The sequence below is a fragment of the Tatumella sp. JGM91 genome, from assembly GCF_018257575.1.
In the GTDB taxonomy this organism is placed as follows: Bacteria; Pseudomonadota; Gammaproteobacteria; order Enterobacterales; family Enterobacteriaceae; genus Tatumella; species Tatumella punctata.
Window position 1 is genome coordinate 98,229 of sequence record NZ_JAERJP010000013.1, and the last position, 15,606, is coordinate 113,834.

General features: G+C 50.9%; 13 protein-coding genes and 1 tRNA gene. 5 read left to right on the forward strand and 9 right to left on the reverse strand.

Translation table 11 applies throughout. The features are described from left to right. Positions 1-76: 76 nt before the first annotated feature. Positions 77-1,114 carry an inner membrane protein YhjD gene (gene yhjD / locus JK198_RS10650; protein WP_283092709.1) on the forward strand — a complete coding sequence of 346 codons (1,038 nt, stop codon included), beginning with the start codon at positions 77-79 and terminating at the stop codon, positions 1,112-1,114. Between the two features lie 268 nt (positions 1,115-1,382). Continuing rightward, a complete protein-coding gene (locus JK198_RS10655; RefSeq protein WP_212708662.1) occupies positions 1,383-2,717 on the forward strand; it encodes an MFS transporter in 1,335 nt (444 codons plus the stop codon). A gap of 321 nt (positions 2,718-3,038) precedes the next feature. Here the strand turns inward: JK198_RS10655 and ilvC are convergent, their stop codons facing one another. Then, positions 3,039-4,517, reverse strand: a complete 1,479-nt coding sequence (gene ilvC, locus JK198_RS10660) for a ketol-acid reductoisomerase (RefSeq protein ID WP_212708661.1) — start codon at positions 4,515-4,517, stop codon at positions 3,039-3,041. A gap of 161 nt (positions 4,518-4,678) precedes the next feature. Between ilvC and ilvY the strand changes: the two genes are divergently transcribed. After that, positions 4,679-5,560 carry an HTH-type transcriptional activator IlvY gene (gene ilvY / locus JK198_RS10665; RefSeq protein ID WP_212708660.1) on the forward strand — a complete coding sequence of 294 codons (882 nt, stop codon included), beginning with the start codon at positions 4,679-4,681 and terminating at the stop codon, positions 5,558-5,560. Here the strand turns inward: ilvY and ilvA are convergent, their stop codons facing one another. The 6 genes from ilvA to ilvL all read right to left on the reverse strand — a co-directional run bounded on the left by ilvA (position 5,561) and on the right by ilvL (position 12,131). After that, a complete protein-coding gene (ilvA, locus tag JK198_RS10670; RefSeq protein WP_212708659.1) occupies positions 5,561-7,108 on the reverse strand; it encodes a threonine ammonia-lyase, biosynthetic in 1,548 nt (515 codons plus the stop codon). A gap of 6 nt (positions 7,109-7,114) precedes the next feature. After that, entirely contained in the window at positions 7,115-8,965 is a 1,851-nt protein-coding gene (gene ilvD, locus JK198_RS10675) for a dihydroxy-acid dehydratase (protein ID WP_212708658.1), read from the reverse strand. A gap of 64 nt (positions 8,966-9,029) precedes the next feature. Then, entirely contained in the window at positions 9,030-9,959 is a 930-nt protein-coding gene (gene ilvE, locus JK198_RS10680; RefSeq protein WP_212708657.1) for a branched-chain-amino-acid transaminase, read from the reverse strand. Positions 9,960-10,005: 46 nt separating this feature from the next. Then, positions 10,006-10,239: an acetolactate synthase 2 small subunit gene (gene ilvM / locus JK198_RS10685; protein ID WP_212708656.1), complete on the reverse strand. Its 234-nt coding sequence runs from the start codon at positions 10,237-10,239 to the stop codon at positions 10,006-10,008. After that, complete coding sequence (ilvG, locus tag JK198_RS10690) at positions 10,236-11,882, reverse strand: acetolactate synthase 2 catalytic subunit (protein WP_212710511.1); 1,647 nt, start codon at positions 11,880-11,882, stop codon at positions 10,236-10,238. The genes ilvM and ilvG overlap by 4 nt, the downstream gene beginning before the upstream one ends. Positions 11,883-12,032: 150 nt before the next feature. After that, a complete protein-coding gene (ilvL, locus tag JK198_RS10695) occupies positions 12,033-12,131 on the reverse strand; it encodes an ilv operon leader peptide (protein ID WP_071780145.1) in 99 nt (32 codons plus the stop codon). 327 nt (positions 12,132-12,458) lie between these two features. Between ilvL and JK198_RS10700 the strand changes: the two genes are divergently transcribed. After that, a complete protein-coding gene (locus JK198_RS10700; RefSeq protein WP_212708654.1) occupies positions 12,459-13,979 on the forward strand; it encodes a YifB family Mg chelatase-like AAA ATPase in 1,521 nt (506 codons plus the stop codon). Positions 13,980-14,026: 47 nt separating this feature from the next. On the opposite strand, the gene JK198_RS10705 is transcribed toward JK198_RS10700, so the two are convergent. Next, on the reverse strand, positions 14,027-14,365 hold the full coding sequence (locus JK198_RS10705; protein WP_212708653.1) for a DUF413 domain-containing protein: 339 nt from the start codon (positions 14,363-14,365) through the stop codon (positions 14,027-14,029). Positions 14,366-14,486: 121 nt separating this feature from the next. On the opposite strand from JK198_RS10705, the gene hdfR reads away from it, so the two are divergent. After that, positions 14,487-15,311 (forward strand): HTH-type transcriptional regulator HdfR, encoded by an 825-nt coding sequence (gene hdfR, locus JK198_RS10710; RefSeq protein WP_212710512.1) that lies wholly within the window; start codon positions 14,487-14,489, stop codon positions 15,309-15,311. A 135-nt stretch (positions 15,312-15,446) separates the two neighbouring features. Here hdfR and JK198_RS10715 read toward each other — a convergent pair. Beyond that, positions 15,447-15,522: transfer RNA gene (locus tag JK198_RS10715), tRNA-Trp, on the reverse strand. Between the last annotated feature and the right edge of the window lie 84 nt (positions 15,523-15,606).

The window sequence follows — 15,606 nt, forward strand, 5'->3', positions numbered from 1 at the left end:
CCGGTTCGTCTGTCAGGGAATTGCCCGCTATAATTATCCTGTTGTTTATTACATTACAAAAGGATCCCTGACCTCCATGGTGGAAAAAACACCCGTCACTGACGGAGAAAAAAAACAGCCGGAACCCGTGATTAAGACCGGCAATCCTTCCGTCGATCGCTCGATCACTAAAGCAACCGAAGGTATTCACTGGTTCAGAAATATACCTGCTGTCGCCCATTTTTTACGCGCAATTGAACGGTTTAATGACCGGATGGGTAGCCAGTTTGGCGCGGCGATTACCTATTTTTCCTTTCTTTCGATTATCCCGATATTAATGGTGTCATTCGCTGCCATAGGTTTTGTTCTGGCGTCGAATCAAAACCTGCTGGCTGAACTCATTGATAAGATAGTGAACAGTATCAGTGACCCTTCGCTGGCCGGAACCCTGAAAAGTACAGTAAACACGGCTATCCAGCAACGCACCACCGTGGGCATTACGGGGTTATTACTGGCGCTCTATTCCGGTATCAGCTGGGTGGGGAATTTACGCGAAGCTATCCGCGCACAGTCCCGGGATATCTGGGAACGGACCGAACGGGATCATGAAAAAATCTGGCGGAAATATATCCGTGATTTTATTTCTCTGACCGGTCTGATGCTGGCGCTGGTGATTGCTCTTTCTCTGACATCGGTGGCAGGTTCTGCGCAGGCAACCATTGTTCATGCGCTGGGGTTAGATCATATCGACTGGCTGCGGCCGGTAATGACGATTATTGCCCTGACCATCTCTGTATCAGCAAACTTCCTGATTTTTTTATGGATTTTCTGGGTATTACCCGCCCACCAGCCACCCAGAAAAGCCTTACTGCGGGGCACATTACTGGCCGCTATTGGCTTTGAAGTGATTAAATTTATTATGACGATTATGCTGCCAAAAGTAGCGTCTTCGCCATCCGGTGCCGCATTCGGTTCAGTGCTGGGCCTGATGGCATTCTTTTACTTTTTTGCCCGGCTGACATTGTTCTGTGCAGCATGGATAGCCACCGCTCAGTATAATACTGCACAGACTCAGAGTGCCGCCGCGGAAAGTGATTCGTCCGCCGAGATATCACAAAATGTAACCAGAGATTAAATCAGCGAAAAATTTTATCTCACGGATATTTTTAAGCCAAAAAGGCCGATCAGAGTGACAGAGCCACTTTTTTTCGGCCTTAAATTAGCGAAATACTCTGAAAAAACCCCGACTAACCATTGCCATCTGTTGGCAAAGAGAACACATCAAAGATTATTCACTTTATCGCCGGATATCCGCACCAGCTCAGGCTTTTTGGTGATTGAAGGCTATAAAACAGCTGCGTAATATGGTTCGTCCATCGTTACAAAAATAAGAATCTATTATTATGCAAACCAGCCATACTGAGCCTTACTTATCAGCCGCAGACTCTCCCCCGGTGAACTCAAGAGGAAAAGTCGTTATCGCCTCCCTGGTGGGTACCGCCATTGAATTTTTTGATTTCTATATTTATGCCACTGCGGCCGTTATTGTATTTCCACATATTTTTTTCCCGCAGGGTGATGCCACTGTCGCGACACTTCAGTCGCTGGCAACTTTCGCCATTGCTTTCGTTGCCCGGCCCATCGGCTCAGCAGTATTTGGTCACTTCGGCGACCGGATCGGCCGTAAAGCGACACTGGTAGCCTCTTTATTAACGATGGGTATTTCGACGGTCGTGATCGGATTACTGCCTGGCTATAGCACCATCGGCGTGGCAGCGCCTTTATTGCTGGCCCTGGCCCGCTTTGGCCAGGGGCTGGGACTGGGCGGAGAATGGGGAGGTGCAGCTCTGCTGGCGACCGAAAATGCGCCGGCCAGAAAACGGGCGTTTTATGGTTCGTTCCCGCAGCTGGGTGCGCCTATCGGTTTCTTTTTCGCAAACGGCACTTTTTTACTGCTTTCCTGGCTGCTGACTGACCAGCAGTTTATGGACTGGGGCTGGCGAGTGCCTTTTATTCTGTCAGCCGTACTGGTGATTATTGGCCTGTATGTGCGTGTGTCGCTGCATGAAAGCCCGGTATTCGACAAAGTTAAACAAGAGAATAAACAGGTTAAAGTGCCGATTGCCACCCTGCTTTCTGAACATTTCGGGGCCACAATTATCGGGACGTTTATTATGCTGGCCACCTATACCCTGTTTTATATTATGACTGTCTATTCAATGAGCTTCGGCACTGCACCCGCACCCGCCGGTTTAGGCTTCTCGCGTAACAGTTTCCTGTGGATGCTGATGATTGCGGTTATCGGATTCGGCATTACCATCCCGCTGGCCGGTATTATGGCGGACCGGTTTGGTCGCCGCCGCACCATGATCGCGATCACGTTGCTGATTATTGCCTTCGCCTTGCTGTTCCCTGCCCTGCTGGGATCCGGATCATCATGGCTGGTGATGCTGTTCTTACTGACCGGACTGAGTATTATGGGCCTGACTTTCGGGCCGATGGGTGCGTTATTACCGGAGTTGTTCCCGACCGAAGTCCGTTATACCGGAGCATCTTTCTCCTATAACCTGTCGTCAATTTTAGGTGCTTCTGTCGCCCCTTATATTGCCACCTGGCTGAATGCTAAGTACGGACTGTTCGCTGTCGGATTATATCTGGCGTCGATGGCGGTACTGACACTGCTGGCACTGGTGCTCAGCAAAGAAACACGCCATCAGACCCTGTTTGAAGTCTCCTGAGTCCTGAAACCTCTTCCTCGCCACAGGGGGAAGAGGTCACTTTTCTGTTTCCCTTTCCGTGTTCAGTGCCACAAAATTCAGGTTGTTCACTCAGGCTGAATAACAGTGAAGCGGCGTATAACCGCTCCCTGCCCGGCAATATTGATCAGACTTAGGATAATCAATACACCCTATTGCCTGATCGCCAGCACCAGTGGCAAAAGCAATAGCGGACAGAAAAGGTGACAGATGAAGGGCTGTATTTCGTCCCTGAGGTACGGGCTGTTACCTGGCAACAAAAAACCCGGCATTGCCGGGCTGTTTGTTAAACCTTGGTTAGCATTAACCGGCAACGGCAATGCGTTTCATATCGGTCATATAACCGCGCAGTTTACCACCGACCTTTTCAATCGGGTGCTGGCGGATAGCTTCATTAACTTCACGCAGCTGCGCATTATCAACGCCATTACCCTTCAGGGTTTCCTGACCTAAATCACCGGTCTGCAGCTGAGCCATAAAGTCTTTCAGCAGCGGAACCGCCGCAAAAGAGAACAGATAGTTACCGTACTCGGCAGTATCGGAAATAACGACATTCATTTCATACAGACGCTTACGTGCAATGGTATTCGCGATCAGAGGCAGTTCATGCAGTGATTCATAATATGCAGACTCTTCGATAATTCCGGAGTCAACCATGGTTTCAAACGCCAGTTCAACGCCGGCTTTAACCATCGCAATCATCACCACGCCCTGGTCGTAGTAGTCCTGCTCAGCAATTTTTCCTTCGAACTGCGCAGCATTTTCGAAGGCTGTTTTACCGGTCTCTTCACGCCAGGTCAGCAAATCTTTATCATTATTAGCCCAGTCAGCCATCATACCGGAAGAGAATGCACCAGAGATAATGTCATCCATATGTTTCTGAAACAGAGGAGCCATGATCTCTTTCAGCTGTTCTGACAGTTCATACGCACGAATTTTTGCAGGATTCGACAGACGATCCATCATCAGGGTAATACCACCAAACTTCAGTGATTCGGTGATCGTTTCCCAGCCAAACTGGATCAGTTTTTCAGCATAAGCGGCATCGGTACCTTCAGCCACCAGCTTATCAAAACACAGTAAAGAACCCGCCTGTAACATACCGCACAGGATAGTCTGTTCACCCATCAGGTCTGATTTTACTTCGGCAACAAAAGAAGATTCCAGCACCCCGGCACGGTGGCCTCCGGTAGCTGCTGCCCATGCTTTGGCAATCGCCAGACCTTCACCCTTAGGATCATTTTCCGGATGTACGGCGATCAGGGTAGGAACCCCGAAACCACGCTTATATTCTTCACGGACTTCAGTGCCCGGACATTTTGGCGCGACCATCACGACCGTAATATCTTTACGGATAGTTTCGCCGACTTCAACAATGTTAAAACCATGAGAGTAACCCAGTGCAGAGCCTTCTTTCATCAGAGGCTGCACTGCCTGAACTACAGCAGAGTGCTGCTTGTCCGGCGTCAGGTTGACCACCAGGTCGGCCTGCGGGATCAGCTGTTCATAGGTACCGACTTTAAAGCCGTTATCTGTCGCTTTGCGCCATGAGGCACGTTTCTCAGCAATCGCTTCAGCACGCAGGGCGTAAGCAATATCCAGACCGGAATCACGCATATTCAGCCCCTGGTTAAGGCCCTGCGCACCACAACCAACAATCACGATTTTTTTGCCTTTCAGAAAGCTGGCTTCGTCCGCAAATTCGTCACGGGACATAAAACGACATTTGCCTAACTGCGCTAACTGGTTACGCAGATTCAGAGTGTTGAAATAGTTAGCCATGGGTACTCCGGTTGAGTTGTGTTTGTATTTATAAGGTATTCAGCCGCGAAGGTTGCGTGACTGAGAATACCTCCATCATATGTCAGGATTTCTATTGCTTAAATTGATATATTAACAACGTTATATTGCAATAACTGCAATACACTACGGAGTCACTCAGCATGGATTTACGGGATCTGAAATTATTTCTGCATCTGGCCGACAGCCGTCATTTTGGCCAGACGGCCCGCGCTATGCACGTCAGTCCCTCCACCCTTTCACGTCAAATCCAGCGGCTGGAAGAGGACGTGGGTCACCCGTTATTTATGCGCGATAATCGTTCAGTTGCCCTGACCACCGCCGGAGAAAATTTCAGCCTGTTTGCCAGACAAACCCTGCTGCATTATCAGCAACTGCGTCACCTGATGGACCTTAATAGTCCTTCCCTGAGTGGTGAGTTACATCTGTTCTGCTCCGTGACTGCTGCCTATAGCCATCTGCCTCCTGTCCTTGACCGTTTTCGGGCCGAACATCCGCAGGTGGAAATTAAATTATCTACCGGCGACCCTTCTGATGCCGTAGAGAAAATCAGTTCCGGTGAAGCCGACCTGGCAATAGCCGGTAAACCTGAGTCTCTGCCTGCAGGAATAGCATTTAATCCTCTGGATGTGCTGCCCCTGGCACTGATTGCGCCGGCATTACCTTGCCCGGTCAGGAGCGAGGTCACCTCGGTCGATCCTGACTGGAGCCGGGTACCCTTTATTTTTCCTGAGCAAGGGCCGGTACGGCGCAGCGTCGATCTGTGGCTGCGCCGCAGAAAAATCACCAATCCGCTGATTTATGCCACGGTCGCAGGACACGAAGCGATAGTGTCGATGGTTGCCCTCGGCTGTGGTGTGGCTTTATTGCCGGTCGTGGTGCTGGAAAACAGCCCCGAGCCGGTACGTAACCGTATTATGTCCCTGCCACTCAGCGATACGGGTACTCCGCTGGAACTAGGGGTGTGTGTCCGGAAGAAGCGGCTCGGAGAGCCGCTGATCAATGCTTTCTGGGATTTACTCTGATCACCGGCCAGCAAGGAAAAACCGGAAGGCCGGATTATTACTTTCATCATGAAAATCATAACCCAGTGCGGACAGATGCTCCGCAAACCGGGGATCATTATTACCGAGTTCAAATGCAGCCAGTACCCGGCCATAGTCTGTGCCATGACTACGGTAGTGAAACAGGGAGATATTCCAGTGCGTGCCCAGGGTCTGCAGAAATTTCAGCAGAGCTCCCGGCGATTCAGGAAACTCAAAACTGTATAACCTTTCCTGCAATGGTTTACCCGGCCTGCCCCCGACCATATAACGCAGATGCAGTTTAGCCATTTCGTCGTCTGACAGGTCCACCACCAGGTAACCTTCGTCACTCAGTTGCCGGACAATTTCAGTGCGTTCGTCCAGCCCGCGGGTTAAACGCACGCCGACAAAAATGCAGGCATTCTGGTCATCCGCATAACGATAATTAAATTCGGTCACCGCACGGCCACCGAGGATCTGACAAAACTTCAGGAAGCTCCCCGGCTGTTCCGGGATCGTCACTGCCAGCAAAGCTTCGCGCTGTTCGCCCAGCTCACAGCGTTCTGAGACATAACGCAGTCCGTGAAAATTGACGTTAGCACCGGATAAAACATGTGCCAGCCGCTCATCTTTAATATCATGCTGCTGAATATATTTTTTCATCCCTGCCAGCGCCAGAGCCCCGGAAGGCTCGGCGATTGCACGCACATCTTCGAAAATATCTTTCATTGCTGAGCAAATAGCATCACTGTCGACAGTCACGATATCATCCAGGTACTCCCTGCAAAGACGATAGGTTTCGTTACCAATACGCTTAACAGCCACCCCTTCGGCAAACAAACCGACCCGCGATAAATCCACCGGCCCACCCGCCTTGAGTGCGGCATTAAGGCAGGCGGAATCTTCAGCTTCAACAGCGATCACTTTAATTTCCGGCATCAGTTGTTTAATAACCACCGCCACCCCGGCAGCCAGACCGCCACCACCCACCGGGACGAAGATACGATCGATATGTGCATCCTGCTGCAGCAGTTCCAGTGCCAGGGTACCCTGCCCCGCGATCACTGCCGGATGATCGAACGGCGGCACAAAGGTATAACCATGTTCTTCTGCCAGCGAGATAGCTTTCGCTTTTGCTTCATCAAAGTTTGCGCCATGCAGACAGGCCTCTCCGCCAAAAGCACGCACCGCATCTACCTTAATTTCTGCGGTGGCTACCGGCATCACAATCAGAGACTTGATCCCTAGCTGGCTGGCAGACAGTGCAACCCCCTGAGCATGGTTACCGGCCGACGCAGTCACCACTCCCCGGGTGCGTTGCTGTTGATTCAACCCGGCAATCATTGCGTAAGCTCCGCGCAATTTAAAGCTATGCACCGGCTGACGATCTTCACGTTTTACCATGATGGTATTGCCAAGACGCCGCGACAGTTTTTCCATCGTCTGTAACGGAGTGACCCGGGTAATCTCATAGACCGGGGATCGCAACGCTGCATGCAGGTACTCCGCACCCGAAGGTGCGGAAGAAAGAGGTTTGGAAGCTGCCATGATCGATTAACCTCCCAGTTTACTCTTGTCGCGAACGGCACCTTTATCGGCACTGGTCGCCAGTGAAGCGTAAGCCCGCAGTGCAAACGACACTTCACGCTGACGATCCTGTGGGGTATAAGCGGCATTGCCACGGGCTTCTTCCGCGGTACGACGTGTCTGCAGTTCTGCATCGCTGATATCCAGGCTGATACTGCGGCCAGGGATATTGATATCAATCATGTCACCGTCTTTTACCAGGGCAATAGTGCCGCCATTCGCTGCTTCCGGAGACGCGTGGCCGATAGATAATCCGGATGTCCCTCCGGAGAAACGACCATCAGTAATTAATGCGCAGCTTTTACCCAGGCCCATCGATTTCAGATAGGTGGTGGGGTACAGCATTTCCTGCATACCCGGCCCTCCTTTCGGGCCTTCGTAGCGGATCACCACAACATCGCCGGCAACAACCTTACCGCCAAGGATCGCCTCTACGGCATCATCCTGACTTTCATACACTTTTGCCGGACCACGGAAGGTCAGAATGTCTTTATCCACCCCGGCTGTTTTCACAATACAGCCATCCAGCGCCATATTGCCGTACAGTACTGCCAGCCCGCCATCCTGTGAATATGCATGTTCACGGGTCCGGATACAGCCCTGTTCACGGTCATCATCCAGCGTATCCCAGCGACAGTTCTGCGAGAAAGCTTTCGTGGTACGTATCCCGGCAGGGCCGGCACGGTACATTTCTTTCACTGCTTCATCTTTCGTCAGCATGATATCGTAATTATCCAGGGCTTCCCGCAGGGTGGTACCCAGGATATTCGGTACTGAGGTGTTCAGCAGGCCTGCACGGTCCAGCTCACCGAGAATACCAATCACTCCACCGGCACGGTGCACATCCTCCATATGGTATTTCGGGGTACTGGGTGCCACTTTACACAGATGAGGTACCTGACGGGACAGGCGATCGATATCTGAAATATCGAAGTCAATTTCCCCTTCCCGCGCCGCTGCCAGTAAGTGCAGTACGGTATTTGTCGACCCGCCCATGGCGATATCCAGCGTCATCGCATTTTCAAATGCTTCCTTGCTGGCGATATTACGTGGCAGCACAGAAGTATCATCCTGTTCATAATAACGCTTTGTCAGGCTGACAATTCGCTTACCGGCGTTGATAAACAGTTGTTCGCGATCGGCATGGGTCGCCAGCAGAGAACCATTTCCCGGCTGAGAAAGACCCAGAGCTTCGGTCAGACAGTTCATGGAGTTTGCCGTAAACATACCGGAGCAGGAACCACAGGTCGGACAGGCTGAACGTTCAATCTGTTCACTATCGGCATCGCTGACATTCGGATTCGCACCCTGAATCATCGCATCCACCAAATCCAGCTTAATGATTTGGTCTGACAGTTTAGTTTTACCGGCTTCCATCGGGCCGCCGGACACAAAAATGACCGGAATATTCAGACGCAATGACGCCATCAGCATTCCCGGGGTGATCTTATCGCAGTTTGAGATACAGACCATGGCATCAGCACAGTGCGCATTTACCATATATTCTACGGAGTCAGCAATCAGCTCACGTGATGGCAGTGAATACAGCATACCGCCATGGCCCATTGCGATACCATCGTCAACCGCAATGGTATTAAATTCTTTGGCAACGCCCCCTGATGCTTCAATTTGTTCGGCAACCAGCTTACCCAGATCACGTAAGTGCACATGGCCCGGCACAAACTGAGTGAATGAGTTTACAACCGCAATGATCGGCTTACCGAAATCATCATCAGTCATTCCGGTTGCGCGCCACAGGGCGCGGGCTCCGGCCATATTACGTCCATGGGTGGTGGTGGCGGAACGGTACTTAGGCATGCTCTGTTTACTCCAGTCTGGAAAAAATTCGCGGGCAGTGACTACCCGCGTGATATCTCAATTATTATGGGTTGACCTGATCCAACCAGCCCCATTTATCTTCCGTTTCACCGGTAAACAGACCAAAGAATGCCTGCTGAATACGTTTTGTCACCGGGCCACAGCGACCTTCGCCGACCTGAATGCCGTCAACACTGCGCACCGGTGTGATTTCTGCTGCAGTCCCGGACATAAAGACTTCGTCCGCCAGGTACAGGGATTCACGGGACAGCACCTGTTCACGGACTTCGATACCTAAGTCTGCGGCCAGTTTAATGATGGCATCACGGGTGATCCCCGGCAGCGCCGAAGAGGTGAATGGCGGGGTAAACAGAATGCCATCTTTCACTTCGAACAGGTTTTCACCTGCGCCTTCTGAAACGTAGCCGTTCACATCCAGCGCGATCCCTTCCTGATAGCCATGACGACGCGCTTCGCTGCCCACCAGCAATGAGGACAGGTAGTTCCCTCCGGCTTTCGCCGCTGTCGGGATGGTATTTGCCGCAACACGGTTCCAGGAGGAGACCATAGCATCAATACCCTGGTCCAGGGCTTCTGCGCCCAGATAGGCTCCCCACGGGAAGGCGGCAATAATGACATCGGTACTGAATCCTTCCGGCGGGTTAACTCCCAGGCCGACATCTCCGACAAAGACTAACGGACGGATATAAGCACTTTTCAGGTTATTCACCCGCAGAACTTCACGGCATGCTTCCATCAGTTGATCAACGCTTTGTGACACAGGGAAACGATAGATTTTGGCTGAGTCGCGCAGGCGCTGCATATGTTCACGATGGCGAAAAACAACCGGGCCTTTATGCGAGTCATAGCAACGGATACCTTCAAATACTGAAGTACCATAGTGCAGTGCGTGTGACATCACACTGACTTTAGCCTCTTCCCATTTAACCATTTCCCCGTTGAACCAGATAAGCTCTGCTTTTTTAGTCGTCATTATTCTGTCCTTTTACGCTTTAGCGTGGATGTGTTGTGTTTGTCTGTTATTGAACCTGAACGCGGGTAACGTCCATCAGTTTTGTAAGTTGTACCGACAATAAATCAATCGGCCGCTGGCTGGCCACGGTCAGGTCAATACTGACCTGCTCATTGTCCGCTGCCCGGGCGACAACATTCATAGTGCATACCCGAAAACCACGATGGCGGATAACCCGTAAAATACGTTCTAAAATTTCAGGGCGGAACTGTGCTTCGATAGATAACTGATGCTGTTTCATAAACTGTCCTCCATCATATTGGCATTGCTGGCACCGGGAGGAACCAGTGGCCAGACATTTTCAGCTTCATCGATGGAGACATGCAGAAAGTAAGGCCCGTCGCTGTTCAGCATTTCGGCTAATGCACCATCAATCTGCTCTTTACGGCTGATTTGCTGCCCCGGAATACCGAAAGCGCTTGCCAGCGTCAGGAAGTCAGGATTATCGGTCAGAATGGTTTCACTGTAGCGTTGTTCAAAAAACAATTGCTGCCACTGGCGAACCATACCCAGTCGCTGGTTATCCAGCAGCAGGATTTTCACCGGTAATTTCCGGCGTTTAATGGTGCCAAGTTCCTGAATATTCATCATGATAGAGCCATCGCCGGATACACAAATGACGGTATCCTGCGGACAGGCCACCTGAGCACCAATGGCGGCGGGTAAACCAAAGCCCATGGTCCCCAGACCACTGGAGGTAATAAAACGATCCGGTGTATCAAACGTCATATGCTGAGCCGCCCACATTTGGTGCTGGCCGACGTCGGTTGTGATAATGGTTGCGGGCGGTTTTTTTTCTGAGAGGGTATTTAATAATGCAGGGGCATAGATGGCGTCACCGGGATGATTATACGCGGGGGCGAAATCCCGCTTCATCGACGCTGTGGCGCTGCACCATTCAGCGATATCCATTGGCTGGCTGATGGCGGGTAACAGCTGATTCAGGCATCCCTGCAGGCTGACATGGGCACGGCGCAGTTTATTCAACTCTGCAGGGTCAATATCCAGATGGATAACCGAGGCATCAGGCGCAAAAGCGTCCAGTTTCCCGGTCACGCGGTCATCAAAACGGGCCCCGACAGCAATCAGCAAATCACACTGCTGGACTGCCAGGTTGGCCACTTTACTACCATGCATGCCCAGCATGCCCAGATAAGCCTCTTCCGTATCCGCAACTGCCCCTAACCCTTTCAGGGTACAAACTGACGGGATGCCGGTCACCCGCAGAAAATCACGTAACGCCGGAACCGCACCGGCGATCCCCACACCACCACCGATGTACACTACCGGTTTTACTGACCGGGACATTAACTGCCGGGCGGCTGCGATATCCGCGTCAGGCAGCTGCAGCGGCGGATTAACCGGTAACTGATGTGGCGTGAAATCAGCAGAACCCAGCTGGATATCTTTAGGGATATCGACCAGAACCGGCCCCGGACGACCGGAATTAGCAATATCAAACGCGCTTTCCAGTATCGCAGGCAGTTCTTCCAGTGACTGCACCATAAAACTGTGTTTAGTACAGGCCAGGGATAATCCAAGAACATCAATCTCCTGGAAAGCATCAGTACCAATCACAGCAGAAGAAACCTGTCCGGTGATGGCAACCACAGGAACTGAATCCATCATCGCATCCGCCAGCCCTGTGATCAGGTTAGTCGCTCCCGGACCAGAAGTTGCAATACACACGCCCGTATTACCGGTCGCTCTGGCATAACCAATTGCCGCCATTACAGCGCCTTGCTCATGCCGGCACAGCAGGTGTTCAACACCACCATCATAAAGAGCATCATACACTGGCATAATTGCCCCGCCCGGATAACCAAAAACGGTCTGAATCCCCTGTGTCCGTAATGCCTGAACTACCCACTGTGCTCCGGTCATGGCTATTCTCCTGCCTTTTGTCGGGAACAACAGAATTTCATACTACTTTTCATCATCTGCTCCACATTAAAATACTGTAATGCCTGATAACCAAAAAAAAACCCCCGGACCTTTCGGTGCGGGGGTTCTCTTTCGATTAAGGCTTGATTTTTAAGCCTTTCTTTCTCCGAGTGCAGCCCCGCACGATGGTAGAATAATCACCACCACACTAATCACGACCAGGCTAATCACTCGTAGAAGGGCTTTCATAATAAGTACAATAATTCGCTTAATTCGAAGTAATGCCTAAAGAGTTATCACAGATTAATGTGATGTGACAACATTTTTCTGTGTTTATTTTTTTGGGAACCGGTATGGTATTTTTTTAAGATATTGATAAGTATTAGTTATATTTAAAAAGATAATTGCCATCTTTTTATGTCGAAAAAACAGCAGTACTGTAAAACCGCTCATAATGACACCGCAAAAATTTTTTCCCCGGCCTGTTTCTTTGCGTGGTAACTTCTGAATTTTGCTTATTTTCTCACCGTATCCATGACCAGCATTTTACACTGGCGATGATCATAAGGAGAGAATATGTCATTAGCCAGAGTAATGACCCGGGCAAGTATCGGTATTGATGCACCCTTAGTCATGATTGAAGTACATCTGAGCAGCGGGCTCCCCGGGCTGACACTGGTCGGATTACCCGAAGCAACGGTAAAAGAAGCCCGCGAGCGGGTGCGCAGCGCCATACTCAATAGCGGATTCACTTTTCCCGCACGCCGTATTACCGTTAACCTGGCACCGGCAGATATGCCTAAAGAGGGCGGACGCTATGACCTGCCTATCGCCATCGCTATCCTGGCTGCGTCTCATCAAATACCTGCGGCACAGTTGCCCCGGCTAGAATTCCTCAGTGAACTGGCACTGAATGGCAGCCTGAGAGCAGTCAGAGGTGCAATCCCTGCCGTTATCGCTGCCCGGAATGCACAGCGAACCATGATCCTTTCTGCCGATAACGAAGCCGAAGCCGGGCTCATCCAGGGCGATACCGCCTGTATTGGCAAAACTCTGCTTGAAATCTGTCATTTTCTGCACGGCAAAGGCGAGTTGCGTCAGGCAGAAAATCACCTGCCCGTTATCAGCAGGCAGTATCCCGACCTGCAGGATATTATCGGCCAGCAGCATGCCCGCCGGGCATTAGAGATTACAGCCGCCGGCGGACACAATATGTTGCTGGTTGGTCCGCCGGGAACCGGGAAAACGATGCTGGCAGCCAGACTTCCCGGCCTTTTACCCCCGCTGACAGCGCACGAAGCCCTGGAATGTACCGCCCTGCTGAGTCTGAGCCATAATGCCCCTGCTGCAACACTCTGTACCGATCGCCCGTTTCGCGCTCCCCACCACAGTGCTTCCATGTTTGCTCTGGTCGGGGGAGGCTCTCTGCCACTGCCCGGAGAGATATCTCTGGCCCATAACGGGGTACTGTTCCTCGATGAACTACCCGAATTTGAGCGAAAAACACTGGATGCCCTCCGCCAGCCTCTGGAGTCCGGAGACATATCAATTGCCAGAGCAAAAGCAAGGATCACTTTTCCGGCACGTTTTCAGTTAATTGCTGCTATGAATCCCGGCCCGACCGGACATTACGAAGGAGTGCATCGCCGGCAGTCAGCCAGCCAGTTACTTCGTTATCTGAACCGGTTATCAGGACCATTCCTCGACCGCTTTGATCTCTCTCTTGAAGTCCCCCTGTTACCGCCGGGTACACTGAGCAAAACATTCCAGCCTGGCGAAAGTAGTGGACAGGTCCGTGAACGGGTTATCAGGGCCAGGGAATACCAACAGAAACGGGCCGGTAAGATAAATGCTTTGCTGAATAATGCAGAGGTAAGGCGCTGGTGTCAGATCACTCAGCAAGATGCACAATGGCTTGAAGAGACCTTATCTGCTCTCGGTCTGTCCGTCCGGGCATGGCAGCGCATTCTGAAAGTTGCCAGGACGCTGGCTGATCTCAGGCTGCAACCGGAAATTACCAAAGAGCAACTGCTGGAGGCATTAAGCTACCGTGCGATGGACAGATTATTACATCGTTTACAACAGGAACGGACCTGATAAATAACAGACGAAAAAAAGGGCCGCTGGCCCTTTCACTGATACTATTAATCGTCGCTGTCATTAAACTCTTCGACGGTATCCATCTGCGGTTTACCGCCGGATAACGTGTGGAAACGTTTTGGACGTTTAATTCTGGACATGTATTTTGACCAGACGCGTTCTGCTTCGGTTGCCGGCTCACGAATACCGCGACAGACTTCTACAAATCTGTGTTCTTCTTCCGTTACAGGTTCACGCTTTGCCAAATCCAGCTCATTAAAAGCAAAGCCATGACGCTCAAGTAGCTGGGCTTCCCTGATGGTAAAATCACCGTGGCGTGAGAACCCTCGCGGGTAGTGTTTATTATCAAAAAAGCGATTGGTTGTGGTAAAGCTGTCCGACATTTTACACGCTCCTAACTCTTTTATGGTCGTGTGATTTATGGCGCGGAGTATTAGATACGCTTGACAAAGTGTAAAACAAAAGATTTAAATCATAACGATTAATGATTTTGGAGATGAAATTGTGGATACTGAATTGCTGAAAACTTTCCTCGAAGTCAGCAGAACACGCCATTTTGGAAGGGCTGCAGAAGCATTGTATCTGACCCAGTCCGCGGTAAGTTTCCGCATTCGCCAGCTCGAAAATCAGCTCGGTGTCAGCCTGTTTACCCGACACCGGAATAATATTCGTCTGACATCAGCTGGCGAACGCCTGCTGCCGTATGCAGAGAACCTGATGAATACCTGGCAGCTGGCAAAGAAAGAGGTATCCCTGTCACTACAGCACCATGAACTGACGATCGGTGCCAGTACTGCGCTCTGGGAGGCTTATATGACCCCCTGGCTGAAAAGCCTGTATCAGACCAGGGAAAACCTGCATATTGAAGCCAGGGTCGCCCAGAGGCACCTGCTGGTCAAACAGATCCACGAACGGCAACTGGATGTTCTGATCACCACCGAAGCACCAAAAATGGATGAATTATCCAGCCAGCAAATTGGCCATATTTCGCTGGCATTATTCCGTTCCCGTCACTCAGAGAAAAAAGAGAAGTACCGGTATATCAAACTGGAATGGGGGGCAGACTTTCATCAGCACGAGTTTTATCTGTCAGGAAATGAGGATACCCCGATACTGACGACGACATCCGCTCATATTGCCCGGGATTTACTGCACACTACCGATTCCTGTGCATTTCTGCCGGAATACTGGCAAACACTGTATAAAGATTTGGTTCCGGTGACCGATACAGCAACAGTTGTCAGACCTTTATATGCTGTCTGGCTGCAAAATAGTGATCAGCAATCAGCCCTGAAACAATTACTGAAAGTACCGGTAGTGTTACGTTAAATAATTATCAGATAAACATTTATTCAGGAAAATACAGAAAGAACAGGAACCGGCATCGCCAGACGGCGAATGTCGGTAAAAGACAGGTTTTTTCAGACAAAAAAAATCCTTTGCCAGGCAAAGGATTATTTTTTCTGGCAGGGGCGGAGGGACTCGAACCCCCAACACCCGGTTTTGGAGACCGGTGCTCTACCAATTGAACTACGCCCCTAAATAGGGTGGCGGAACGGACGGGACTCGAACCCGCGACCCCCTGCGTGACAGGCAGGTATTCTAACCAACTGAACTACCGCTC